General features: G+C 32.7%; 28 protein-coding genes. 6 read left to right on the top strand and 22 right to left on the bottom strand.

Annotation, left to right across the window (positions count from 1 at the left end):
- Positions 1-38: 38 nt before the first annotated feature.
- The 4 genes from megL to CN692_RS14835 all read right to left on the bottom strand — a co-directional run bounded on the left by megL (position 39) and on the right by CN692_RS14835 (position 3,948).
- Positions 39-1,235 (bottom strand): methionine gamma-lyase, encoded by a 1,197-nt coding sequence (gene megL / locus CN692_RS14845; protein WP_098119951.1) that lies wholly within the window; start codon positions 1,233-1,235, stop codon positions 39-41.
- 253 nt (positions 1,236-1,488) lie between these two features.
- A complete protein-coding gene (locus CN692_RS26770) occupies positions 1,489-1,620 on the bottom strand; it encodes a hypothetical protein (RefSeq protein ID WP_257131687.1) in 132 nt (43 codons plus the stop codon).
- 499 nt (positions 1,621-2,119) lie between these two features.
- Complete coding sequence (locus CN692_RS14840; RefSeq protein WP_098119950.1) at positions 2,120-2,788, bottom strand: response regulator transcription factor; 669 nt, start codon at positions 2,786-2,788, stop codon at positions 2,120-2,122.
- Positions 2,789-2,808: 20 nt separating this feature from the next.
- Positions 2,809-3,948 (bottom strand): sensor histidine kinase, encoded by a 1,140-nt coding sequence (locus CN692_RS14835; protein ID WP_098119949.1) that lies wholly within the window; start codon positions 3,946-3,948, stop codon positions 2,809-2,811.
- Between the two features lie 182 nt (positions 3,949-4,130).
- On the opposite strand from CN692_RS14835, the gene CN692_RS14830 reads away from it, so the two are divergent.
- On the top strand, positions 4,131-4,661 hold the full coding sequence (locus tag CN692_RS14830; RefSeq protein ID WP_098119948.1) for a hypothetical protein: 531 nt from the start codon (positions 4,131-4,133) through the stop codon (positions 4,659-4,661).
- 352 nt (positions 4,662-5,013) lie between these two features.
- On the opposite strand, the gene CN692_RS14825 is transcribed toward CN692_RS14830, so the two are convergent.
- Positions 5,014-5,712: an aspartate/glutamate racemase family protein gene (locus CN692_RS14825; RefSeq protein WP_098119947.1), complete on the bottom strand. Its 699-nt coding sequence runs from the start codon at positions 5,710-5,712 to the stop codon at positions 5,014-5,016.
- A 140-nt stretch (positions 5,713-5,852) separates the two neighbouring features.
- On the opposite strand from CN692_RS14825, the gene CN692_RS14820 reads away from it, so the two are divergent.
- Entirely contained in the window at positions 5,853-6,395 is a 543-nt protein-coding gene (locus tag CN692_RS14820) for a helicase (RefSeq protein WP_098119946.1), read from the top strand.
- Positions 6,396-6,525: 130 nt separating this feature from the next.
- Here CN692_RS14820 and CN692_RS14815 read toward each other — a convergent pair whose 3' ends face one another.
- On the bottom strand, positions 6,526-6,894 hold the full coding sequence (locus CN692_RS14815) for a DUF4180 domain-containing protein (RefSeq protein ID WP_098119945.1): 369 nt from the start codon (positions 6,892-6,894) through the stop codon (positions 6,526-6,528).
- A gap of 243 nt (positions 6,895-7,137) precedes the next feature.
- Here CN692_RS14815 and CN692_RS14810 point away from each other — a divergent pair, with 243 nt between their 5' ends.
- Complete coding sequence (locus CN692_RS14810; protein ID WP_179874455.1) at positions 7,138-7,803, top strand: phosphatase PAP2 family protein; 666 nt, start codon at positions 7,138-7,140, stop codon at positions 7,801-7,803.
- Between the two features lie 221 nt (positions 7,804-8,024).
- On the top strand, positions 8,025-8,543 hold the full coding sequence (locus tag CN692_RS14805; RefSeq protein WP_098119943.1) for a cysteine hydrolase family protein: 519 nt from the start codon (positions 8,025-8,027) through the stop codon (positions 8,541-8,543).
- A gap of 57 nt (positions 8,544-8,600) precedes the next feature.
- Here the strand turns inward: CN692_RS14805 and manA are convergent, their stop codons facing one another.
- From manA to CN692_RS14760, 9 genes are all read right to left on the bottom strand, one after another.
- The gene (manA, locus tag CN692_RS14800) at positions 8,601-9,545 is read right to left on the bottom strand and encodes a mannose-6-phosphate isomerase, class I (protein ID WP_179874454.1); all 945 of its coding nucleotides are present in this window, start codon (positions 9,543-9,545) and stop codon (positions 8,601-8,603) included.
- 23 nt (positions 9,546-9,568) lie between these two features.
- On the bottom strand, positions 9,569-10,441 hold the full coding sequence (locus tag CN692_RS14795) for an ROK family protein (protein WP_098119941.1): 873 nt from the start codon (positions 10,439-10,441) through the stop codon (positions 9,569-9,571).
- Positions 10,442-10,473: 32 nt separating this feature from the next.
- Positions 10,474-11,703: an MFS transporter gene (locus tag CN692_RS14790; RefSeq protein ID WP_098119940.1), complete on the bottom strand. Its 1,230-nt coding sequence runs from the start codon at positions 11,701-11,703 to the stop codon at positions 10,474-10,476.
- 278 nt (positions 11,704-11,981) lie between these two features.
- A complete protein-coding gene (locus CN692_RS14785; protein WP_098119939.1) occupies positions 11,982-13,040 on the bottom strand; it encodes a BtaManbiosPhlase in 1,059 nt (352 codons plus the stop codon).
- Between the two features lie 35 nt (positions 13,041-13,075).
- Complete coding sequence (locus tag CN692_RS14780) at positions 13,076-14,020, bottom strand: MTP-1 family protein (protein WP_098119938.1); 945 nt, start codon at positions 14,018-14,020, stop codon at positions 13,076-13,078.
- Positions 14,010-15,620 carry a glycoside hydrolase family 13 protein gene (locus CN692_RS14775; RefSeq protein ID WP_257144035.1) on the bottom strand — a complete coding sequence of 537 codons (1,611 nt, stop codon included), beginning with the start codon at positions 15,618-15,620 and terminating at the stop codon, positions 14,010-14,012. The genes CN692_RS14780 and CN692_RS14775 overlap by 11 nt, the downstream gene beginning before the upstream one ends.
- 24 nt (positions 15,621-15,644) lie before the next feature.
- The gene (locus CN692_RS14770) at positions 15,645-16,475 is read right to left on the bottom strand and encodes a carbohydrate ABC transporter permease (protein ID WP_098119937.1); all 831 of its coding nucleotides are present in this window, start codon (positions 16,473-16,475) and stop codon (positions 15,645-15,647) included.
- Positions 16,462-17,340: a carbohydrate ABC transporter permease gene (locus tag CN692_RS14765; protein ID WP_098119936.1), complete on the bottom strand. Its 879-nt coding sequence runs from the start codon at positions 17,338-17,340 to the stop codon at positions 16,462-16,464. The genes CN692_RS14770 and CN692_RS14765 overlap by 14 nt, the downstream gene beginning before the upstream one ends.
- Entirely contained in the window at positions 17,340-18,662 is a 1,323-nt protein-coding gene (locus CN692_RS14760; protein ID WP_218923555.1) for an ABC transporter substrate-binding protein, read from the bottom strand. The genes CN692_RS14765 and CN692_RS14760 overlap by 1 nt, the downstream gene beginning before the upstream one ends.
- Positions 18,663-19,119: 457 nt before the next feature.
- On the opposite strand from CN692_RS14760, the gene CN692_RS14755 reads away from it, so the two are divergent.
- Positions 19,120-20,142: a LacI family DNA-binding transcriptional regulator gene (locus CN692_RS14755; RefSeq protein ID WP_098119935.1), complete on the top strand. Its 1,023-nt coding sequence runs from the start codon at positions 19,120-19,122 to the stop codon at positions 20,140-20,142.
- Between the two features lie 186 nt (positions 20,143-20,328).
- Here the strand turns inward: CN692_RS14755 and CN692_RS14750 are convergent, their stop codons facing one another.
- From CN692_RS14750 to CN692_RS14720, 7 genes are all read right to left on the bottom strand, one after another.
- Positions 20,329-20,607, bottom strand: a complete 279-nt coding sequence (locus tag CN692_RS14750; protein ID WP_098119934.1) for a colicin immunity domain-containing protein — start codon at positions 20,605-20,607, stop codon at positions 20,329-20,331.
- Positions 20,608-20,651: 44 nt separating this feature from the next.
- Entirely contained in the window at positions 20,652-21,008 is a 357-nt protein-coding gene (locus CN692_RS14745; protein WP_098119933.1) for a cysteine-rich CWC family protein, read from the bottom strand.
- A 324-nt stretch (positions 21,009-21,332) separates the two neighbouring features.
- A complete protein-coding gene (locus CN692_RS14740) occupies positions 21,333-21,971 on the bottom strand; it encodes an AAA family ATPase (RefSeq protein WP_098119932.1) in 639 nt (212 codons plus the stop codon).
- Positions 21,972-22,135: 164 nt separating this feature from the next.
- Positions 22,136-23,062 carry an alpha/beta hydrolase family protein gene (locus CN692_RS14735; RefSeq protein ID WP_098119931.1) on the bottom strand — a complete coding sequence of 309 codons (927 nt, stop codon included), beginning with the start codon at positions 23,060-23,062 and terminating at the stop codon, positions 22,136-22,138.
- A gap of 562 nt (positions 23,063-23,624) precedes the next feature.
- Positions 23,625-23,903 (bottom strand): hypothetical protein, encoded by a 279-nt coding sequence (locus CN692_RS14730; RefSeq protein ID WP_098119930.1) that lies wholly within the window; start codon positions 23,901-23,903, stop codon positions 23,625-23,627.
- A gap of 164 nt (positions 23,904-24,067) precedes the next feature.
- A complete protein-coding gene (locus CN692_RS14725; protein ID WP_098119929.1) occupies positions 24,068-24,550 on the bottom strand; it encodes a magnesium transporter in 483 nt (160 codons plus the stop codon).
- A 197-nt stretch (positions 24,551-24,747) separates the two neighbouring features.
- Complete coding sequence (locus CN692_RS14720) at positions 24,748-25,761, bottom strand: DUF4309 domain-containing protein (RefSeq protein WP_098119928.1); 1,014 nt, start codon at positions 25,759-25,761, stop codon at positions 24,748-24,750.
- Positions 25,762-26,484: 723 nt separating this feature from the next.
- Between CN692_RS14720 and CN692_RS26475 the strand changes: the two genes are divergently transcribed.
- A partial coding sequence (locus CN692_RS26475; RefSeq protein ID WP_218923554.1) for a hypothetical protein occupies positions 26,485-26,690 on the top strand: 206 nt, incomplete at its 3' end.

Here is a 26,690-nt window from a genome sequence, read left to right as displayed (position 1 = left end):
ATACTACACTCGGGACAGCCTCTATCTATTATCCTAAATTAATATACCTTATTACCACTAGACTTAGTAAAAGCTTGCCTTAGATCAGCCACAATGTCTTCCCATGCTTCAAGGCCTACGGACATTCGTAACAAATTATCTGTGATACCCATTTTTTGTTGTAATTCTTTTGGTACGACTGCGTGTGTCATTGTAGCTGGATGTTGGATTAATGTTTCTGTATCGCCTAAGCTTACTGCTATTTTTACCATTTTTAATTGGTTTATAAATTCCTGTGTTTCTTCTTTCGTGCCATGGATGGTAAAGGCGATGACACCTCCACCTTTTTTCATTTGTTTACTGGCAATATAATGGTCTTTATTTTTTGTATCGCCAGGGTAAAACACTTCTTTTACGATTGGATTGGATTGTAGATATGCAACGATCTTCTCAGCGTTTTCACATTGGCGATCCATTCGAACTGCTAGTGTTTTTAACCCTCGAAGCAGCAGCCATGCATCAAACGGAGACATAATTGCTCCGATGTCTTTTCGTATAGGGAGCATTCGTTCAGCTAACTCTTTTGTTTTGCAAACTACGATTCCTGCAACTACATCTCCATGGCCACTAATGTACTTAGTGGCACTATGAAGAACAATGTCACATCCTAGCGTAAGTGGCTTTTGTAGATAAGGGGAACAAAATGTATTATCAACTACAAGCGTTATATTATTTTTCTTTGCTACCTCTACAATCATCTCAATGTCGATCACTTTCATTGTTGGATTAATTGGAGTCTCAATAAATATGACCTTTGTGTTATCTTGAATTAATTCACTTAATTCTTCTTCTGTATCCATTTCACAAAAGTTATGTTGAATACCAAACTTGTTTTCTAGCATTTCTAAATATCCATACGTACAACCGTAAATTCCTTTCGAGCAGATGATGTGGTCGCCTGAACTTATTAAAGAGAAAATCGTGGCTGAAACAGCTGCCATGCCAGAACCAAATGCTAAAGCTGCTTCGCCTTCTTCTAGAGCTGCCATTCGTTCCTCTAAAATTTGAACGGTTGGATTTCCTAGCCTTGAATAAATAAAGTCATCTCTTTCTCCACTAAAAGATTGTTCACCATGCTGCGCTGTTGGAAATGTATACGTTGACGTATGAAATAACGGTGGAGTTAAACTCCCGTGATACTCACTAGTTTTGTACCCTTCGTGTATTAACTTTGTATCAAACCTATTTCCCTTCATTTTTAAATGCCTCCTTAATTAAGTGATTGATTAATTAAAAACGTTAATTAAAGCTAAAATCCCAAAATGAAAGCCTTTACAAAATTTTCCACTTTAACTACTTCTAGAAATAAGAGAGCAATACCTTTAAATAAATTATGTAATGAATATAAATGGTCAAGAGAAGAATCAAACACAATAAAAGATAATGAAAATAAAAAAAAGTACTCTCTACCTTTGTAGAAAGTACTTTTTTAAAATTCATTTCATTAAGTTAGTCTTCTAGCCACTTAAGTATTTCATCAATTCCAATTGCATCTTCAACTTCTGGAAACTTCTTAATAAAATTTAAATCGGTATCATTTTTTATCAATTCATCAAATTCGTTTGGCTCATGGACGCTCATTGATTACACCTCTTTAGTAAATTTTATTTAATTTTTGTATTGTTAACAAACTTACTTCATTAAATACATATACAATTTTTAATAAAAGAAGTACCTCGGACTAACAGAATAAATTATTAATAATATAGTTCGTAGAATATTTATTTTTTCCTCTTTTTTGCAAAAAAAAAATCTAGCTTTTTTTATAAAAATAGTTCATAGTCTAGCACATACTCTCCTGTACAAGCATTTAATATAATAGCTATTAAAAATATCATACCGAGTCTATAACTCAAAAAACTTCTACAAAATTTTATTACTAAAAAATTTAGCCATATCATTCAAATGCGTCTAACTCGAGCTTTTATCCCCAAACTACCCTTTCCAACTCTTTCCTCCGATTTAATTTATAAAGTAATACAAGCAATCATAAAAAGTTTCATTTATAGACTCTGGTTCATTAAAGTAGATGTTATTTCTCTAGAAATAACATCTACTTTTTACATACGAAGTAAACCGCCTATTTAACCATTCCATTCCTAAGTGCCGTTACGACAACTTGTGTTCGATCTTCACAACCAAACTTTTGCAATATGCGATGGACATGTGATTTCACTGTACCTTCTGTAATAAATAATTTCTTGCCAATTTGATCATTTCGAAGGCCATATGCCATTTCTTGCAGAATTTCTTGTTCACGATCTGTTAATTTTTCTATTAGTATTGATTCGCCCTCTTTTCCTGGAATCGCAAAACCTGAAACTATCGCTTTCGATAGTGCATCAGCCGCTAGCTTTGTTTTAAAAATTGCTTCACCTCGATATGCTGAGCGTATTGCTTCAAGCATTTCCTCAACATCCGCATCCTTTAATAAAAAGCCTATTGCGCCTGAACGAATGCCTTGGTAAATATATTCTTGATCATCAAACGTTGTTAGAATAACAATTTTCGTTGTAGGTAATTGTTTCATTATTTCTTTTGTAGCATCAATTCCAGAAAGATTTGGCATTTGTATATCCATTAAAATAACATCTGGAAGCTTTTCTTTTGCTATGTTAATTGCTTCTAATCCATCAGAAGCCTCACCGATTAAGTTCATATCATCTTGTAAGTTAATTACATAACGAAAGCCTTGCCTAATCATCGTTTGATCATCTACTAGCAAAACCTTTATTTTTTCATTAGACATTTTTCTCACCCTTTCTTTCGTTACAACGGTATTTTTGCAACGATTTCGAAGCCGTGTGGGGTAATTACTGAATACGATAAACTTCCATGCATTTTTTCAAGTCTTTCTCTCATTGATTTTAATCCAAAGCCTTCACTAATGTTTTGAGCATGATCCAAATAGCCATTATCTCTAATTGTCATAATGATGCATTCAGATTCTTTACTTAGCAATACGTCTAATTTTGTAGCTTTAGAATGGCGAATCACATTCGTAATTGATTCTTGTAAAATTCTAAATAATATTTTGTATACCTCTACATCAAGTTCAACATCACCAATCTCAGCTTGAAAGGAATATTGAATACTTGTAGAGGATTCCATATGTGTAAGTAGGGTTTCTAACGTTCCAATTGCAGATTGAGGGATTTCATCAGCAAGTGAGTGCACAGATTTTCGAATATCTTCTAAACCTTTTCGAGCAACAACTAGCATATCCTTTAAACTATCTTCAGCTTGATTAGGGTCCTTCTTCACCATATATTGTAAAGCTTGCATTTGAACGATTAGAGAAGTCAAACTATGGCCGACCGCATCATGAATCTCTCTAGCAATTCGGTTTCTTTCTTCTAAAATTGCATTTTGCATTACAGTAGAAGATGCTTCTTGTAGTTGGCTATATGCTTTTTCTAAATTAACTAAATGTTGTTTATTCAAATCATACATTTCATTACGCTGCATTCTACTTTTTACATTTAAATAAATAATAATTGAAATTAAAATATATGTTAAAACGCTCAATAAATCTTGATGGCCAAATCGTGAATAAATTAAGGCAATAATAATCATAACGATTATTGAAGCAATAGGTGTTCTAGATAATGATGACCGTATGATCGTTACGTAAAACATAAAGGCTAACAAATATAATACATTTATTTCTTTAAACATTATTAAACCAATTGAACTTTCAATCGCCATTATACTAAACACAATGACTAAATTTACATTAGTCCACTTATATTTAGGAATCAATAATATACAAGTTATAGTAGCCCAAATAGCTAAATAAAGTAGCGTTTTAATAGGTGGTCCACTAAATAACTTCCCCGTACTCATAAAAAACAATATAATAGCAGCACCCATGATTGGTCTTAATAAGGAGGCATTCTTCTCTTTCAAAATAAACTTACTCCTCTCAATTACCTATAAAAATTCATTCTTAATTTTAAACAATATTTTTCCTGATTTCCTCTATCTATAGTTATAGACTTTTCGAAAAAAATTCTATCATTTAGAAGTCGTTTCAGAGCAAATAAAAGAATATGATAGGAATATAAATCACACATTAAAGGAGAAAAACAATGAAACAACAATATATGATTATTGGTATTATTATTTTACTTTTAGTTTATCGTATCTTCAAAAGAGTTCAACGAAGTATCGGTTGGCAACAATTAAATAAAAATAGAATGCGCAGAAGTATCATTATATTCTTAATAATTGGAGCATTAGTCCTATTACAAAGTGGTTTAAAACCGATCATTATAACTTCAGATATAGTTGGTATTTTAATCGGAATTGGGCTTGCTTACTTCGCTTCAATTAAAACAAATTTTGAAATGAGAAATGGCTCATGGTTCTACAATACTAATATTTGGATTAGCGGAACTGTTACTTTACTATTCTTCGGTCGTTTAATTTATCGTATTTATGATATTTATTCAATTGAAAAATTACATGGTGCGTCAAATGATGTTTTAACAAACAGATTACAAAGCATGGCGTCTGGTTGGTCAGCTGGATTAATGTTAATCATGTTCGCATACTATATTGTCTTTAATTTATTTATGATGAAAAAAGAGAAAAACCTTACTCAAGAGATTAATATATAATTAACAGAGGACTTCTATTGGAATAATAGAACGATCATAAACACGAACAAAATATGAACAATATTGATAAAGTTGTGAACTCCGTTGATATATCATTGAATCTCGTTGATATATCACTAAATCTCGTTAATATATCACTAAATCTCGTTGATATATCTCTAAATCTCGTTGATATATCACTAAATCTCGTTGATCTATCACTAAACCTCGTTGATCTATCGCTAAATCTCGTTGATATATCTCTAAATCTCGTTGATATCCTCATTTTTCATATTGATATATGTTTCAGCCCAGTTCTACCGAGTTGTAAAATTCAAAAAATCCCACAAGATTTAATCTTGTGGGATTTTTTTTATTTACTCTCTAAAGCAAACTCGACCGCACTTTCGGCATGTATTCTTGTTGTATCGAAAACAGGTATACTACAACTGGATTGAGAGATTAACATCGTTATTTCTGTACAGCCTAAAATAACTGCTTCCGCACCTTGCTGGACTAAATGTTCAATTATGTTTAAATAAATTTGTTTTGATTCTTCTTTCACAATACCAAGACAAAGTTCTTCATATATAATATTATGTACAAGTTTTCTTTCAGCATCGTTTGGAACGATCACATCAAGTCCAAATTGATCAATTAATCTTCCTTTGTAAAAATCATGCTCCATCGTAAATGCTGTTCCTAAGAGTGCAACTTTTTTAATTCCATTCTTTACAATTTCTTTAGCAGTTGCATCCGCGATATGTAATAAAGGTATTGTAACTGATTCTTCAACTTCTTTAGCCATCTTATGCATTGTATTCGTACAAATAACAAGGCAATCTGCACCACTAGTCTCAAGCTTTTTAGCAATTTCAATCATTATTGTTGTTAATTCATCCCATTTATCTTCAAACTGGAGCGTTTTAATTTCCCCGAAATCAACCGAATACATTAAGCTTTTTGCAGAATGATGCCCGCCTAGCTTTTCTTTTACACTTTCGTTCATAATTTGATAATAGAGTAATGAGGACTCCCAGCTCATACCACCTATAAGTCCGATTGTTTTCATAAAGAATCAGCTCCAATTCCTTTTATTTTTGTTTATTAAATTAATTTAAAATTATTAAAACAAGGAAAATAAAAAATAGTATAGAATATTATTACAGTTCATGCCATCATTTGAATTACAGTTGTTAGGAGTGACTACATATGCATATTGAAAATAAAAAAGTATACCCAAATTGTCCATTTATTACTAGAAAAGTAGAGATTGGTGGACTATCAAAATCCCAGTTAATTGAGAAATTGCAACAAAATTCTATCTGGATCAACGAGTCTGGTGAGAGGATCCTAGCAGATGATAAGTTTACGACTTCTGAAAAAAAGTACAACCTTCAGACCGTCGAACTAACTGTTTATGATCTTGGCTTTATTGATGGGGCTACCACACCTGAGATTTATAAAAAAGCAGGCGAACTCGGCTTGGATTTATGTCCAATGGAGCTAGGTCCATACTTAAGACTGGAATATTTAGATCAGCCAGAAGGGTTTTTAGGAAATCCAGTGACACAACATCAAGCTCCACCAGGATCGATTACTGTTGCTTCTGAAGCATTAACTGATGACGTAGATTTTCCGAAGGGCTTTTATATTCGACGAATTGACAACGTGTTATGGTTACGCGGATATCGTGCAGATGATCTTCATGTTTGGAATTCCAACGATCATTTTATCTTTTGTCAAAAAAATTAATTGTGAACTATTAAGAAAAGCGAGTATACTTTGAATCGATCATGAAGATTGCTTAAAAGGTAATTTTTATTATGATCGGTTTCACTTTGAATTCGCAAATAACTAAGTAAATCCTGCCCCCTCTTACCTACTACTTCGCTTTCGCTAATTTATCCATTGCTTCTTGTTCTGTTGAAACAAAAAATACATAATTTCCTTTATTGCATTCATAAATAAAATCTTTTAGTGCATTACTTGTGTAACCCGAAAAGTCTCCAATAATTGCAAACTTAATATTGTAGTTAACGAACTTTTGAAGCATTGCTCCTGCAAGTTTAGTGCTTAGATTGAAAAAATCTTCTGAAATCGCCTCTTTGTTTAATGCAATACGGTTACTACGATGATCATAAGAAATCGTCATAATCATATCTAATGTACTTTGTTCATCAATAAGGATAACCGAATCTGCATGAGCGATTGCTATTACGTGTCCGTTTACTTCTGTCGTTTTTATATTCATTTGTCTTCCCCTTCTTAAATTTTGATTATTTCTACTAGTTTAATACAAAGATTATGTTCCGTGAAGTTATGCTTTGTTAAGATCCGATAAAAATGATAACAATTAGAATCCGACTATAGGCTTAGTCGGATTTTCTATTTCCTCAAGTTTCGTCTGTTCCTATTAAGAAAACCTTAAGAATTAATCTTCTTTTTCCTTAAGAATTTTTTGTTACTATACAGTCATACGAGGAGGATTATGAAGATGAATAAAAATTTAAAAATTGCCAGCAGCCTGTTTTTTTTGCTGAGCATCCCAGCCATAATGATGATTTATCCCTATTTAAATACTTCAACCCGCGGTGTCCATACATTAGTGACAAGTTTAGATAGAGAGATTCCTGTTGTGAAGATGTTTGTAGTTCCTTATATTGCCTGGATTGGTTATCTAACCATAACGTTAATTTATTTTTGTTTCAAAGATTATAAGCTAGCAATTAAAACGATTCTAGTATTTGACCTAGGATTGCTAGTTTGCTTCATTATCTATTATTTTTACCAAACTGTCGTCCCAATACGACCTGAGATTACAGGTGAAGATTTTTTGTCTCGCATTTTAAAGTATGTATACAAAATTGATCAACCATATAATTGCTTTCCAAGCATCCATGTTATGAGCAGTTATTTAATGATCCGTGAAGTTCGTCATTGTTCTTGGAAAAAGTGGTGGATTGATTGGGGAATTAAATGTTTCTCCATCTCGATTATCCTTGCGACATTATTTATTAAACAGCATGCGATTATGGATGTAATCGCAGCAATTATTTTGGTCAATTGCTTATTTAAACTAGTTGAAAGTGTGAATGAGTGGTTGTTATTGCCAAATAGAAAAGTAAAGACTGTTAGAAATGAACTTACCCCCATCAAGTAGACACATTTAAACTATCCCCACGAATAAGCAGAGAATTAATCTTGCATAATTACCGATCCTGAGTCATTTTTTTGACTCTTTTTTATTTATGCAAATAGCAGTAAGTTTAATTCAATTAGAAAAGGGTTTCTTAATTAGAAAAAAGAATACTATGGTTGGGTATTTTAGATTACACTCTAAATATAGCTAGGTTGACCAATTTCTAAAGGAGATGATGATCAATGAAAAAAACAGCACTTTTCGTAATTGATGTACAGGCATTTATGTTCAATGAATCTGACCCAGTATATAACGGTGAAAAATTATTACATAATATTAATCTATTAATTGATAAGGCAAGAGCGTCAAATACACCTATCTTTTATATCCAGCATTCTGAAGAAGGATCTCCACTTGAATATGGTACTCCTGGGTGGGAAATTCAGTCGGATATTGCACCTTCTGAAAATGATATCATTATACATAAAGAAACGCCTGATTCATTTTTTAAGACAAATTTATCAGAAGAACTCAGCAAGCTAGATATCCATCACTTAGTCATGGCAGGTATACAAACAGATATGTGTGTAGATACGACGACTCGAAGTGCCTTTGGAAAAGGCTATGAAGTTACTTTAATTACAGATGCTCATAGTACTTGGAATTCAGATGCACTTTCTGCGGAGCAAATCATTCATCATCATAATCAAACTTTACGCTGGATGGCTAATATACAAACAGCAGAGGAATTCAATTTTTAACATAAAAAAGAATCAGTGCAAATCTGCACTGATTCTTTTTTCAATATTCAAACATATTTAAGTGTGAGAAACTATTATTTCACAATCCCCATCTAAAACAAACTCGCCAAATCCAACAGGAATGATAAAGTTGGATCCTTTTGTTAAATGATATTCTTCACCACTGTGGATTAATTTTCCATTCCCTTTTATAACACTTAAAAGTAAATATTGATCGTTATAAGTTAAATAGGCTTCTCCAGTAATATCCCATTTATGGACGGTGAAAAACTCTGAATCTACAAATGTATTAATTTTTATATTTTCTTTTTGTTCTGTTTTAAATTCCACTTGTGCTTCTTTATGAGGTACTGTTGTTACGTCGATTGCTTTATCTAAATGCAGTTCTCTTACATTTCCTTTTTGATCTTTTCGGTCATAATCGTAAACGCGATAAGTTGTATCAGAGCTTTGCTGTGTTTCTAATACGAGTGTGCCTTCACATAATGCGTGAATAGTTCCACTAGGTACATAGAAAAAGTCACCTGGTTTAATCTTCACTCTTCTTAGTAAGTGAGACCATTCTCCCTTTTTAATTTGGTTAATTAATTCATCTTTTGATTTGGCATTATGACCAAAGATCATATCTGCGTCTTCTTTACAGTCAAGAATGTACCAGCATTCTGTTTTCCCAAGGTCGCCATTTTCATTTATTTTTGCATACGTATCTTCAGGATGTACTTGAACGGATAAATCCATATTTGCATCTAATATCTTTGTTAATAGTGGAAATACCTGTTCCTTTGGGTGACCAAATAATTCTGGTTGCTTCGTCCATAATTCATTTAAAGCCGTACCTGCGAATGGGCCATTTTCAATGATAGAGGCCCCATGAGGATGAGCTGAAATTGCCCAGCATTCACCTGTATTTTTATTTGGTATTTCATAGTTAAAATCCGTTTTTAAAGCTGTACCGCCCCAAATTCGTTCTTTAAATACTGGTTTTAAAAATAATGGTTGCATGGTAATTTCCTCCTATAATCTACTTAAACTAGTGCGTTTTTATTTAAAGCGTTTTGTGCAAGCATAAGAGCCCCTGTGATTCCAGCTCGATCTCCTAAGCCTGGTAGTACGATATATTCAGATAACTCTGGTAAACTAACATAATCACAAACTAATTCTGTTAAATATTTATAGATGCTATTAAAGACTTGTTTTTGATTCATTACTCCTCCACCAAGAACAATCTTCTTAGGCGATAAAATTAAAATATATTGCATAAGCGCTTGGGCAATATAGTAGCCTTCTAAATCCCATACTTCTTCTCGGTTAACAAGATTTGCACCATTTACTCCCCATCTTGCTTCAATTGCTGGACCAGCAGCTAATCCTTCTAAGCAATCACGATGATATGGGCATTTCCCTTCATACTGATCATTTGGATGACGTCTTACTAAAATATGGCCCATTTCCGGATGTGTAATCCCTTGTAGTAACTCGCCATTCACTATTGCACCAGCACCAATCCCAGTACCAACAGTAATATACAGGCAACTATCTAAACCTTTTGCTGCACCAAAAGTAGCCTCACCTAATGCCGCTGCATTGACATCAGTATTAAATCCAATTGGGACCGAAAAGTGATCTTTAAACACTTGAAGAAAAGGATAGTCCTTCCAAGCTGTTTTCGGAGTTGATGTAATATTCCCATAGGTAGCGCTTTCTATATTTACATCGATTGGACCAAATGAAGCGATTCCAATTGCTCTTATCGGAAATTTATTGAAAAATTCAATCACCATTGGGATTGTTTCATCCGGTATTGTCGTTGGAATTTGAATTCTTTCAATTAAATTGCCATTTTCGTCACCAACTGCACATACAAACTTTGTTCCACCTGCTTCGATTGCTCCTAACATAAATTTCCCTCCAATATAATGTCGTTAAATTTTTATACTTCCTTTGATTGAAGAACGGATTTTGAGAGTGGTTTCTTCCAAATTAAATAAAGAATTGGAATCATCACCACATATATAATCGGAAAGAAGCTAAAGGAAATTGGTAAAAGTGCTTCGAGATTAAAGTATTTCCCCAATGCTAGGAATATAAATACCCCGATTATTCTTCCAATACCAAGCGGAATTTCCCGAATAATAATATAATCCAATCGCTTATTCTTATAATTTGGATCTCGTTCAATTGATTCATAAATCATTGCATTCATTGATGTATTGATCATATTCATCGCTACTGGCGAAACAATGCCGAAAATAATTAATGAAATAAGATAGGGTAGCGAAGAAATTAGAATAGAACTGAGCAAGATACAAATTGCACCGACTGCAAAAATCTTTATTCGATCATTTTGATTCGTAAGTTTAGCTAAAAAATAAAATGCACAAACCGCAACTAGTTGAGCGAACGTGTTATAGATTCCTAGATTTAGCTCTCCGCCAGCTACCTTGAACGTCATCATCGTAATTAAAAAGGTCGTGTATACCCCAGATACTACTCCGTCGGAAAACATTACTAAGTACATTTTTTTCCATTCCGGTGAAGGTTTTTTTACAACATCCCAAAAATGGCTTTTTGAAGAAACTGGTTTTCCTTTTACCTTTAAGGACGTTAAAAATGCAATAAAGAAGAAAATACATGTACCGGTAAAAACAACATAATACCCTTTCATTCCATTAAATTGAGAAATGATGATTCCTGACAAAAGAGGTGCAATAACCCCTCCGATTGTCATTAAGATCCCTTGAACATACAAAAACTTATCTCTTTGTTCATTAGTTGTTAAATCTAAGATGGCTAAATGAACACCAACATAGTACAAGCTCATTGCCAATCCGTTTAAAAATCCTAGTAATAATATATGTTCATTCAAATTTGCATGGTAAAAAAGCATGATTAAATAGGTGATTAAATAACAGATGAAGCCTAATCGCATCGTAATCATTGGACTTGTTTTTCTAGCAATCCATGCACAAATACCAAAGCAAAGAATAATGGCAACTGACCAATGCAAGCTGAAACGCGCTAATAGTGAGTACGTTTTATCGAGCTTCCATAAAAATACACTTTGAAAGATCCCCGATAACGCTCCTCCAAATGAAAAAAATGTATTCATTACTAAATAGAACTTTAATTCTGTCGAAAAAGATTTAAAAATTTGAAGCATTCATGATTCTCCTCTTTTAAGAGGGGCTATTTACAAAGATGACTACTTACCTTCCAAAAATATCAATATTTTTGAGACGCTAGCTCCTAGCCTTTAGCTACCTCTTTATTTAATTTTTCTAGTATCCAGTCATTATTCTTTTTCATCTCTTTATTCCTCCCAAAAATTTTATAAAGAAAAAAGGATGCATAATGGATTTCTTTTACACCATTCCAAAATGTTAGATTGGGAGTAAATTCATTTCCTAGCTTTATGACATCCTTCCTATTAGAGTTAGATTATAAATAAGTTAGTGAATCTAGTATTTCTTGTAAGCTTAATTCAGCACATGCCATTGAAGTGTCTGCCACACCGTAGAACATTTTTACAACATCATCTTCCACTAATGCGCCACATGAAAAGACTACATTTCCAAAGAATCCTTCTACTTCATAGTCAGCTTCTGGTTGCAGAATCGGTTCATTTGAACGAGCGATAATTTTAGTTGGATTCTCTAAATCTAGTAAAACTGCACCCATGCAATAACGGTGATCTTCAGTTGCACCATGATATAGCTCCAGCCAACCTTTTTCTGTTTTAAACGGAACAGCTCCTCCGCCCATTCGAGCACTATCCCACATTCCTTCTCTTAAACCTAATAAATGTTTATGATTGCCCCAATATAATAGATTATTAGATTCAGCAATCCAGATTTCAGGTTCACCTACACTTTTCGGTACAGGACGGTGAAGTGCATAATATTTACCATTAATTTTTTCCGGGAAGATTAATACATCTTTATTTTCAGGTGCAAAAATCATTCCATGATGTTCAACTGTTACAAAATCCTTTGTTGAAACCATTGACTCTCCAACACCTACAGGTGAAACGGCACTAAAATAGATATAGTATGTATCGTCAATTTGTGTAATTCGTGGATCTTCAATCCCGAATGTTTCTAATTCATTTGAAGGGTATACAAATGGAGTTTCATCGATTGTAAATTGATGGCCATCTTTGCTTCGAGCAATTCGTAAATACGATAGTGAAGTTAAATATGTGAAGCTTTGATTTCCACTTTCACAAATCATACGTACATCTGAAAAATCATATTTCGGATCATTGACATTAAACTCTAAAATTTCCAGTTCATTTGTAGTTGGATTAAAAACAGGTGATTTGATAATATTTGGATTTTCACTAATTGGACGTTCTGCGACACGTAAAAGCATAATAATTTCATCATTATATTTTGCGATCCCTGCATTAAATGCACCGATTACTTCAAAGTCAGGACGATGTGGTTTTACACTTGCAGGTGTTACGACTGGATTTTCCTCATATCTATATACATTCATTATTATTAGCTCCTTTGTCTGTCTATGATTCGTACTTATTGTTCGTATTGTAAAAACGGATCTACAATCGTAATTTTTTGAGCATCTGCATCACTTATGCCAGCGAATAGTATAGCTGTGCCATTAGCATGACGAACTAATCCACCGCTGAATACAACATCAATTAAGTCAGGACGTTTAGATGGTCCAGGTAAAAAGTGACTTCTTGTCGCGATTAATTCCATCTTTGAAAATGCACCTGATTCAGGCTCAAGACAAAATACCATCGGATAATAATGACGATTTCCCTCTTCATCAAAATTAGCAATATGACCTAGCACACCAATCTTTCCATTTGATAAAAGATGGGCCTCATTTGCTCCGCCCCACTGCTCATCAATAAATTGAGTTTCAAGTAATGGAGCGTTATCAATCACATCAAGAGTTAAATCTGATAGTGATTGAATTGTTGTCCAACCTATTTTTCCTCTACCACCTTTTTCCCCTTGAGGTCTAGTTAATACACCTATCCTTTTATCTTTTAACTCGACTAGACGTAAGTCTTTCATTCCATCTGGACCTTTTGCAAACTCCACTAAATTTGCAATGGAATCACCTTTATAAAAAACGGTTCTCCAACCTAATTGCCCAGCGTTTACTGGATGTGGAAAGATTTGTACGCCTCCAAGCACTAATTCACCAGCGATTCTCGTAAAAAATGGATCTTGTAATTCAAGAATAAGTGATCCTTCTCTAGGTACCCATTCACCATTTTTTTCAACGAAGAAATAAACAAATGAATGTTCACTATCACGAGATTCAACTCTCCCAGCTATAACTAGTTCACCTTCGTCTTCAAAAGGAGCACTAATATTGTATACATCATGATTACCAATACCAGTAAAAACGATTTTTTCTGGATTCGTTGGCTGCTTTTTCGTTGTGAATTCAAAAATTAACTCTTCACAAGTTTGAGCATTTTGCTTTTGTTTAAATGTCATTCTCTTGTTCTCCTTTTAAAATGAGTACTTCGTTTGGTAAAACCTTTATATCTTTCGCAAATTCTAAGTCTTCTCGCTTAGATGAAAGTAGTAATTCAAATGTTTTATAACCATCAAACATGATTGATCTTGGTTCATCTGAAAAATTTAAAATAACGATTATTTTTTCATCAGAATTCGAGCGAATGTAATAGAATAATTCTTCTTCATACTTTAATAATTCATACTGACCTAACTGTAATGATGCATGCTGGCTTCTTAAGTTCAGTAAACTCTTATAATAAGAAAGAATTGAATTTGAGTTTTGTAGTTGGTCCTCAACATTAATCGAAAGAGTATGATTTGGGACATTAATCCATGGTTCAACATTCGAGAAACCTACATTGACTTCTGAGTTCCATTGCATCGGTGTACGAGATTTATCCCTCGATTTTTCATTTGCAATTTTTAAAGCTTGTTCTTCTGACGCATTCGATTGCATTTCTAATTCGTATGCTGTAAGCCCTTGAACATCCTTCATTTTTTGGATGTCATCAGTAATCCAATCTCGCATGCCTATTTCATCACCATAATAAATAAATGGGACACCTTTAGCTGTAAGCATCAATGTTGCTACTAATTTTGCTCGATCCTCATCTCCACCAAATCTTGAAATAAAACGAGACATATCATGGCTAGAGAAAAACAGTGTAGGAGTTTGTGTTTCATCATAAATTTTCTCTGTTTCGTATAATTGTTGAAAAATCTCTTTAGCGTCAAACTCAGCAATACTACCAATATTAAAATTGAAAACGACCTCTAATTTATTAAGTCCTGAGTAATCTTTAAGAATCGATAAATCATCTGAACCGACCTCACCAACTAAAAACTTATCCTCATAGCGATTTACAAACTCGGCGATTTCAGAAATAATCGGCAAGATTCCCTCTTGATCTTTATCATGCAAATGAATTTGCTCATTTTTTTCAATATCAGTTGGATTCCCTTTGAACGTATTATTTACCTTTAAGAAATTGATGACGTCTAACCGAAAACCATCTATTCCTTTTTGAAGCCAAAAGTCCATTACATCAAACATTGCTTGCTTTACTTCGGGATTTGCCCAGTTTAAATCGACCTGCTCTTTTGCAAATGCATGATAATAATATTGGTTTGTTAATTCATCAAACTCCCACGCAGTTCCACAAAAAAACGATTCCCAGTTATTTGGTTCATCTCTCCAAATATACCAATCTCGTTTTGGATGATTCTTACTGGATTTTGATTCTTTAAACCATTGATGTTCAGAAGATGTATGGTTTAAAACTAAATCAGCAATAACACGAATTCCTCTTTTATGTGATTCTTGGATAAATAATTCGAAATCCTCCATTGTTCCATAATCGGGATCAACGGAATAATAATCTGAAATATCATATCCATTATCAACCTTAGGTGATGGATAAAATGGAGTTAGCCATATTCCATCAATCCCTAACTCTTTTAAATAGTCGAGTTTTGAGATGATGCCAGTAAAGTCGCCAATTCCATCTCCATTTCCATCTTTAAAGCTCGGCATATATATTTCATAAAAAGTAGTTTGCTTCCACCAATTTGCCATTTCGTTAGAACTCCAATCCATGAATTACTTAAGCGTAAACTGCATACCTTCTTTAAACTTTTTAGCAAATAATAAGAAGATAATAATGATTGGCAGTGTTAGTAATACTGCTGCTGCATACATCGGTCCTGGATAACCTCCATAAGGACCAAACATTTGTGATAATAAAACGTTTAGCGTTAACATATTGTCACTCTTCGCAACTAACATATCCCATAAAAGCTCTGTCCATCTTTCCATAAATAAGAATAGGAAAATAACAGTTGTAATTGATTTGGACATCGGTAAAACAATTTTAAACATGATTTGCCATTCACTTGCCCCATCTAGCTTTGCCGCCTCAATAAACGTTTCGGGAATGGCTTTGAAAAAGTTTGTGTACATAAAGACTGCCCATAAGCTCATCGCTTTTGGTAAAATCATTCCCCAATATGAGTCATACATACCAATTTTTTGGATTACAAGGAATGTAGGGATTAATAAAATTATCGCCGGGAAAAACATTTGAAATAAAATAAAGTTATTAATAAAGTTCCTTCCTTTAAAAGGAATTTTAGCAAGTGCATATGCTACCATCACCGCTGTAACCATCATTAATAATGTAGATGCAGCAGAAACAAAGAAACTATTAAAAAATGCATTGATCCAAGGTCTTGGTATTGCTGACTCACCACCACCTAATAGCCAGCTATAAGATTTTAAAGTAAAGCCTGTTGGAATTAGCTTTCGGTCTACTTGGCTCCAATCAGCAAATGAATTTAAAACCATATAAATATATGGAAAAACCATAACTAGTAAGAGAATCGAGGCAATTAGGTAACGAAACCATAATCCTTTTTTCTTAGTTCCAACCATTTCGTCTTCCCCACATTTCTAAAAGTTTTCGAATAATAAAGATTGATATAAATGTAACAATCGAAGCAATAATCGCAATTGCAGATGCATAACCAGCTTGAAGATTCGAGAATGCTCTAGTAAAGATCTCCATTTGCCATGTATTTGTTGCGAAATTCGGTCCCCCACCTGTTAACTGGTAAACCTCTGTGAAAATACCAAAAGTTACACCAATTGCTAAAATTAATACTGTAAATAATGCAGGATATAATAGAGGGAATGTAATTTTCCAAAAACGTTGCATTGGTGTTACTCCATCAATTAAAGCTGCCTCATAAACTTCTTTATCAATGCTATCAAAACCGGAAGTTAAGATTAATGCATAGTAACCAGTAAATTTCCAGGCAATAATAACCGCTACTGTGAATAGTGCACCAAATGGTGATCCTAGCCAGTTAATATCTAAACCAAGTGAATTTCTTAAAAACTCGTTAATCGGGCTGTTGTATGATAATAGACCTTTAACAATTAATGAAGAAACAACACCTGAAGCTAAATACGGTAGAAAAAATCCGATTAAAAATAAACCTTTAAACTTTGGTAAACCTTGAACGATTAAAGCTACAATGATTGAAGATGCTACGACCATTGGTACAAATAACGCCATAAATTTGAATGCGACGAAAAATGCACTTTGTACGCCTGGACTTTTAAACGCTTCCGTATAATTTTCAATTCCAACAAAGCTAAATGTTGGAGCAATTAAATTCCAATCAGTAAATGATAAAAACAAAGACCATACTAATGGAATTAAGAAGAAAACAACTGCATAAATAAGATAAGGACTGGCAAATAGCCAGCCCAACCTTCCTTGTTTAGCGCTCATTACTTAAGAGCCCCCTCAATTGCCTCTTTCATATCTTTCCATGCAGTTTTAGAATTTTTTTCACCTTTTACTACAGGATTGAATGCATATTGGCCAATATAAGTTTGAATATCGTTATACTTTGCGTTATCCATTGGTGGAATCGCATTAGGAACGGCTGCTGCATATGGTTGTAATGCTGGATTTTTATCAAAGAACGCCTTAAATGTATCATTTGTTGTTAAATCATCTCGTGCTGGTGGTAAGTTCGTTTTCTCAAGCCATTTCAAATCATTTTCAGGATTTGAATACACCCAATTGATAAATTTCATCGCTGCTTTTTGTTGTTCTTTAGTAGCAGAAGCATAAATAACTAAGCCTTTTGTATCGGCGAATGTTTTAACATTTTCTGTAGACTTACCATCTGGAACTGGTGGTGTAGATAATGCGTATGTCTCATTAAACTTCATGTTTGGGAATTTATCTGCCCAATAAGAAATTGTCCAAGGACCGATATCAGTAAAGATGCCTAATCCTGTTTCAAATGGATCTTTAGCTTGTCTTGTTAGTAATGCATTAGATTTTCGTAGGTCGTTCACGAAATCGAATACTTGCTCTCCGGCTTTCTTATCACCTGTAAATTTAGTACCTTCTACGAATTTGTTACCTTCTGATGCTGCATCGTATAACATGAAGAAGTCGAACCATCTTTTCCATGCTGTTGGGTCTGCAAGGTCTGCTTTTGCCCAAACATATTTATCTGGATATTTCTCTTTTAATTTTTTAGCAACCGCTAACATTTCACTATAAGTTTTTGGTGGTTCATTAAATCCTAATTTCTTTAAAATATCTAATCTCCAACCAAATAGCATAGCGTTTGAGTAGATTGGTAGAACGTATTGGTGGTTGTCAGCAAACTGCCAACCCTTCATCGTATTTTCCATGTTACGGCTTTCTTTCACTTTGTCGAAACCATCTAATTCATCTAAAGGAACTAGTGCCTTACTATCAGCTAACTGTGCTGCAAATCCACGGTTAATATTTTCAGACATTGTTGGAGCGCTTCCACCTGCAATTGCTGACTGAATACTAGCTTCAGATGTAGGACTTTCTTTCATCGGACTCACATTTACTTTTATGTTGGGATTTTCTTTTGTAAACTGTTCAGCTACGTCTTTCCAATAAACTTGTTGAGTTGGATTTGGTGCAGCCCAAAACTCAATTGTCGTCACGCCATTTTTCGCTCCACCTTTTACTTCCTTATTACCTGTGGAACATGCAGATAAACCAGCAACAGATAAAGAAGCAGCTAACAAGACTGATGATACTTTTTTCATTTTCATCTGGTATTTCCTCCAATGATTAAGATAAAATCAAATTTCTTTCCAAAAGAAAAACACGTTGACTATTTCTATTTCCATTTATGTATTTACTTCAATCTGTAAGCGCTAACAAATACTTGAAAAAAAGGTATAATAGTTGTTAGGTCATAAATATAAATAGTTATTTGTGCCCTTCCTTTATTTAATCTTCAAATCGTCAAAAACACATTACCAAAACATTACAAAACTAATAAAATAATAATTTGTAACGTTATTAATTAACTTATAAACTGATTATTCCACCTAACATAATTTTAGTCAAGTGATTTTTAAATATTTTAATAGTTTTATACTTTAATTAATTTAACAAAGTACATTACAAATAGTTGCATTACATTTTTTGTAACGTTACAATATAATTACAATAGAAATTTTAGAATAATAATTTAGATAGATTGATTAGGGGAGAAATTTATTAATGGAAAAGAAAGTTACAATGCAAGACATCGCTCAGCGTTTGAACATCTCAAAAAACTCCGTCTCGCAGGCATTATCTGGAAAGCCTGGTGTTAGCGAAGAGACAAGAAAGCTTATACAAGATACTGCAGATGAATTAGGTTATTCTTATTCTAATAATCGAACGCAAAAACCAATTGAAGAAAAAACAGTCAAAACAATCGGATTAATCGCTTCAGAGCTTGCGTTTTCTTTAACTGGATTTTTTGGTGAAATCTACTTAAGTATCCAAAAAGAATTAAAAGCTAGAGACATGAATTTTTTAATTGAATCAATTGATCAGCATTCAGTTGAAAATTTAATCATGCCTAATCTATTAACAAATCAAGAAATTGATGGATTGTTAATTTTATCTCATATTAGTACAGACTATACTGCAAAAGTTATTAGCTCTGGAATTCCAACCGTATTAATTGATCACCATGAACCATTCCTTCATGCTGATTCAATTTTAACGAATAATCGCTTCGCGGCATTTACAGCTGTTGAGCATTTAATTAAATTGGGACATACAGAAATTAGCTTCGTTGGTGATGTCGATATTTCACCAAGTTACCAAGAAAGATTAGAAGGTTACTTTTTAGCATTAAAACGATATGGAATTAAACAAAACGAAGCATTCCTTTTAAATCATGCTAAAGAAGAACAATCTCACATCAAAGGATTACTTGATCAGCTCACAACTCAACCAACAGCTTATTTTTGTGTAAATGATGGACTTGGATTTCTCATTCAATCAGAATTGCAACAAAGAGGATTCAATGTACCAGATGACGTATCGATTTGTAGTTTTGACAACGGACAACTGTCTCAAATTGCATCACCAAAAATGACAACGATGGATATCGACTTAAACTTCTTCGGCAAAAAAGCAGTTGAACAGCTATGTTGGAGAATTGAAAACAAAGATGAACCAATACATGAAATTTTATTGCCTACTAGATTGATCATTAGGGAATCTACCGGGGAAATAGGAAAGATTTGAGTTAATAGAGAAGAAAATTAAATATTTAAAAGCATTATGTTTTGTCACTCTTACTTCATCTTGGGGTAAGGGTGTTTTTTGTTTTGTGGCTCTGTCGAATTTAAATGTTGATTTTTAAACTAAAAAAGATTGTCTAATTAGACAACCTTGGGGACTTTTATATAACTGATGCACTACACAAGGAAATTACTTTATATCTAACTTATTCAATTTTACTAACGCTTCGGCTACTTCTTTTCTTAATTGTTCTTCTGAAATCTCGAAATTTGTTTCTTCACCTGCTTGGCACTCATGCCAATAACAATCTGCTGATTCAAATACACCATTTAATATTTCAAATAAACTTGTATTAATTTTATCATTAGCCTCTTTAAAAGTTTCAAAAGATCGAGTCTGAAATTCATCAGCAGTAATTTCCCTTGTTAATAAATCTTCTATTAGTTTTTTATATTTATATATAATCATAGAATTACACCACTTTTTTAATAAAACTATTCTAATTTCCCTAATTAGATAGAGGTGCAACTTAGGTAATTAGCACATTTCTCTTTGAAGCACTTAGTTACTGTTCCTGGTTTAAGATTATCTTTAAACTTCTCATAGCAGTAACATATTTCACCGTCTTGTTTAGGTTCTTTTTTACGACCAAAGACCATTGGTCCGATATCAGCAGGTTTTATGTCTTCTATTCTATTATCTTCTTTGTACTTATCTAAACAGGACTTACATATACAAGATTTTCTTACCTCATCTGATGATATCTGATTAAAGATCTCTCTTGGGAAATACTCACCATTACACCAACAAGTCATCCCACTTGAGCACTTATTCTCATTACCACACATGGGACACAGCTTAATTGCCATTAAATCCCCTCCTCAATAATCTGGTTAACAAAAGTAAATACCTTTTTATTCTGTTCAATCATTAAATTGCTTTACTAAATTTATCCATTTAATTATATCATTCCTTTTTAAATTAAATGGTTATTTTGGTGAATAGTAAAAGAGGTTCCAAGGCAACTCATGTTGTGCAATTAACGCATTACGTTCGTATGATCAAGAGAAAAAAAGACTGTTAGTTAATTTTGAAAGGCTAAAAAATCATTAGGGAGAGATGGTAGACTAAGTATAAAAAGACCACACCTGTTCCAATAGTGGCCCTGATTTACTTGAAAAAGAAATAATTCACTAAGCCTTGTTTTTCCTTAGCCAAGTTACAATACAATCAAAAAATTCCAATGAATATGAGATATCTAATCTTGATGATGCAGAAGTCAAATTTGTTGTTATAGAAGTTATAGTTTCTTCAATATTTTTTGCCTCAATACTATGAACATAATCGGGAACAAAATTGTTAAGGGCTTCATAAAAGCGTTGATGAGGCTTCGCAATCTCTAAATGTGTATCGAAATTCCTTCTCTGTCTTGTAGTATCATTATCTTTGCGATACCTCAAACTATGTGTATCAGTATATAAATAAAAATATTTATCTGGAAATCCAATTCTTCCATTTTTTATTTCAGTTCGGTAAAAATCAGCAATAAAATCTAGACTTTGATTATATATTTTAAAATCAAAACACCAATTATAACTTAATGGTTGAAAAATATCCCCATCAAGAATTACTGTATCATAACTTTTACTTTTCTCTTTAGCGATCTGCCACCGTTCAACTTGTCGTTCCAAATACCATATGTTAGATTCTGCTTTTGGTCGATTAAATAAGAGGTTAACTTCTGGAATTACATATGTATTTGTGCTTTTGGAAATTTCATTAGAAGTTGTTGTTTTCCCTACCGCACTTGCACCTTCAAAGCATATGATCACTTTTTAGTCACCTCTTTAACGCTATTTTCCTCTTTTATTTCCATCAAAACTTCTTCAACCAAACTACGCGAGAGTGCAAAAAAAAAGACTACCGAAATAGTCAATATTTGTTAAACTAACGCTCTCGTAAGTACAATATTAAGAATTAGCACCTTTTGATTTGGTTATTTCGACAAGATCCATTTTGCTATATCTTCTAAAGCATTCCTGTCCACAGTTTGAGGAATATTATATTCGTTCCAAATGTCTTTCAGCGTACCAAAAGCTGCTTTCATAAACAGATGGTTCAAACCGGGATAGAGTTTAAATGTGGCATCTGGGTGGTCTTTTAGCATTTCACGATATCGATTGAAATCTTTTTCGACAGAAACTTGTACATCTTTATCACCTTGAACAACGAAAATAGATTTTTTGCTTTGCGATAAATAGTCCTTAGTAGGATGTTGATTCATTTCTTTAAAATACCAAGCATAAACAGAACCGAACAAAATTGTCTGCTGCGCAATCTCATCCGTCATGTCAGATATAGAATCAAACATGTTTTGTAGTTCTTTTACTTGCTTTAAGGCTAACTCTTGTTGAGATGCCTCAAGCTGCTTTATGGAATCCGCATTTTGGTTTAGGATGACTTCTTCAAGCGTTCGAGAAGTGCCGGCTAAGATTATTAATCCTGCCAAATCACCGCCTTCAGCATCAATTCTAGGAGCAAGCGTTCCTCCTAAACTATGTCCAATTATGAAAATACGATTTGCATCCACACGGGGATCTTTTTTTAGCATATTGACAGCCTCAATCGCGTCCTGTATGACCTCTTCTTTAACACAAAGTTTACCACCAAGTTCCTGAACCATCTGCTTACCATGGGCGAAGGTTCGTTTGTCATACCGAATCGATGCAATTCCCTGATTTGCAAGTCCATCCGCAAGATCTCGAAATAGTTTGTTGGCACCAACGGTTTCATCTTTATCTAAAGCACCGGACCCGTGCACAAATACAGCTGCTGGGACTTTTTCAGTATGAGAATCTGGCAATGTCAAAATCCCTTCCAATGGGTAGGCAGCGTTTGCCATAACCGTAACTTGTTCTATCATTTTTAACCTCCTATACAAACTTAGTTTCCAAATGCCCTATTATTCTAACTTTTCAACAATTATACATTAACATATATTGGAAGTAAAATGATCGTTACGATAATTAAAATCAACTTTGATGTCTATGAAAGTCAAAATAAAAAGCTACTGCTTTTTATTTTCAACTAATGCAATGCGTTAGTTGGATAAGAAATACAATAATCAACTCCTAATTGTTGGAATATTAATATGTATAGAAGCTAATGAAAATAAAAAAGCTACCCAGTAATAATAAGCAAATTTTAGAAAACCAATAGGAAACTATATCTGGTAGAGGATAGAACATATCTCTCAATCTTTTATATTTTTCCCCATATAAAAAATCTTTCTTTTTAACGAATATAACCATATGTATTTGGAAGTATCCAAATACAAAAAAACCTAAAAAATAAAAGAAATCTTCATTAATAATCATATTTATCGACCTTTTCTTTTTAAATTTAAAAACAATACAATCTGCCATTTAGCTCAATAAAAAAAATCGACTTTTAAGCCGATCGTGTTATTCAACTAATGCATTGCGTTAGTTATATAAGGAATTGTAATAAAATCCATTTTCCACTTTAAAATATTTTGAGACCTCGAAAAATACACTTAAACCAATAATGAAAAATAATAATCCAAACCAGAAGGTGAAGTTTGTAATATTCCATAAATATGAAGGTGTTAAATTTTTAATAGTGGTCATATCAATACCGTTACCATCACCATTAAAAGATAAAGAAATAAGTATCTTTTCTAACCCACCTAATACCATCATAATAACTCCCATAAATACAAATATTATCCCAAAGTTTTTCATTTGGTTAATCCCCTATTTTATAATATGTTTTATGTAAGTTTCTATATTCTTATTAAACTATCCTGCCATTTAGTTGAATAAGAATAGAGTTGCTAATGCAACTCTTGTTGTTCGATTATTATCATACATTCGTTCAATTAGAAGTACTTTTTTTATCTATCTGTCTATCTATCTATTATTAAACAACCTTGTTCAGTGTATTCTTCATGCTGCCAATTATACATTTGGACTAGATGAGTATGTGATAATTCCCCATAACTACATCTACTAAACGGTATATTCAACTTATTCATATCGTCACTTAGCCAAACTTTCCATAGTTCCAATAACTGTCCTTCTTTAATATTCGCTTTAAGGTACTCTAGTAGTTGATTCGCCCTTTTTATCGAGTAAATAAAATCTATTTGATAAATGAATGAGTGATTCGTAAATCCACAATCACCAAATGTTGTTTCTTTTGTAATAACTAACTCGTCAAAGTCTTCTTCATTTTCATATATTATTAATTTATCATCAGGGTCCATCTCTTCATAATAATCTGATTTTACTCCTGATTCGATTGCCTCTTTTACAGTAATAATTTTTTTATTTGTATTATCTAATTCTGGTATTTCATAATTTGTTGCTATAAATAAATATCTACTCATTTAACCCCATCCCGAATAAAGTGTAATTTTTATTAGTTTAATCTTATTGCTTACAATTGTTCAGATATAGAAATTAAAAAGGATTTTTAACATTTTTTAAAAGTCTATTAGCTACAAATAAACTTCTTCTTATTCAACTATTGCATCAGTTAGTTGAATAAGGTAATTTCAAATTATGACTTTTTAATTTTCCATGACTACTGTGATTCAATCTCGCTAAGCATAATACCACTTAATTCCGGATTACTACTTGATTCAGTGAAAAAGAAAAATGTTAGTTCATATTTTCCAAATCGATAAGATATGACTGGGCTTGTAACTTTCTGTTTTTGTTCTTCTTTATAAGGTTCTCCGAGTGTATTTTTCACAGTTACAAATGATGCTTGGTAAAACTGGGCATTGGGTGAAATATCAATTACTTTCTTTGTTTTTTCATCAACTTCAATGGAAGCTTTCTTATATCTTAATGTTAAACCAGGTATATTTGTATCTTCTGGCTCTCCCATTATCTTATATACCCCATTTTTTGTTTCTCCAATTGAAATAGGTACATCAGGAACTTTTCCCTTTTTTGCTAACTGAGCAATCTCTTTAATTTCTGCAATTTGTTTCTTAGAGTCTTTACGTAAAATAGTGTATCGAGTCGTATTAAAAAATTCTTCGTCATGCCAGAAATTAAATAGTAATTGATAATCTCCAACCCGATATACGACGTAATCTTTCCCTTCTATTGAAGGTTTCCCGAAATATTTGGTTAGTTCATTCCTTTTCAGTTTATCAAGTCGCTTATCAACTGACGTTATACTTTTTATTTTATTTTCATGAGTTATCTCAAATTTTGTATCATGTTTCGAATAGATTCTACTTCTGTATTTCATAGGAATTAGTCCATCTGAAAAAAGATCCATAAAAAATGGATGCATCTTAGTTGGTTCTTTATTCATGTCTTCTTCTTTAAACATATCAGATTTTCCCCAGTTTTTTCTAATCAATGCTGAAGATTCCCCAAGTTTAAAAGGACTGTTAATCATTTTACCTTCTTTTGCCTGTTTCTCAATCTCTATTAAAAACGCTTTCTTTTCAGACTCTATTTTATGAACCTTTAAAGAATGTTTTGTATAATTATAGATTGTCGGTGCAAAAAAACCTAGTGCGACAACTGCCGCAATTAATAATCCTATAAACAACTTGTTGCTTTTAATATAGTTCAAATTATTATCCCCTTAATATTTTACTAAAAGTCAGTATATCGAATATAACACAATGATACCTACATTTGGTTAAATAATTTTAGATGATTTTGTAATTTATCTTTATAGAAACCTCTAAATACAAAAAAGCAGCCAGTGGCTGTTTTATAATGTTGAACTAACGCATTGCGTTAGTTGCATAAAATCAAATTTAATTCTTTGAAATAACATTAGCCGTAGTTAATTAATAGATAGTAAGATACAGTATGCAAATCCTCCAACACATAAAAATTGTATCAACCCTATTTTTTTAGTTCTTTTATTATTACTCAGTTGACTACTTATTCCAGCAAATAAACATGTAATTAAACTTAATGAATATGAAGTGACCATATTAATTCTGGTTGAAGAATGTAACATGTCATAAATACTATAAACGGAATAAACAATAAATAGAATTAAGCCACAAAAAGCTAAATAATCACAGATTTTCTTAACCACACACTCAATCCTCTCGTATTACGATGATAACTTTAATAAGTTTACCTTCAACTAAAGCATTGCTTAAGTTACATAAGTGGTACTTATATTTGTAGAATTATTTTTATTTTATTATTAAACAAAAAAGCATTAATCCATCAAAAGAATCATATAATTGCAATTTCTTATGCAACTAAACTGCCATTTTGTTGAATAAGGAATGCTATACTAATGTAAAAAAAGAGGGAATCAAGAGGAGTCAACATGACTATTTTAATGATTATTTTCGCTATCATTTCATTTTCAGGTTTGATAATTTTTACTTTTAAAAATAAAGAGTATTATCAAAATGAAACTATTGATACAAGCACTTCAGAAGTTTTAGGAGTAATATTTTTATATATTGTTAATTTATTACCGTGGTATTTAAAAAAACTGTTAATGCTACTACTTTTCTTGGGGTTATGTAT

This window comes from Bacillus sp. AFS002410, assembly GCF_002556365.1.
Classification (GTDB): Bacteria; Bacillota; Bacilli; order Bacillales; family Bacillaceae_G; genus Gottfriedia.
This window is presented reverse-complemented; position numbering and strand designations above follow the sequence as displayed.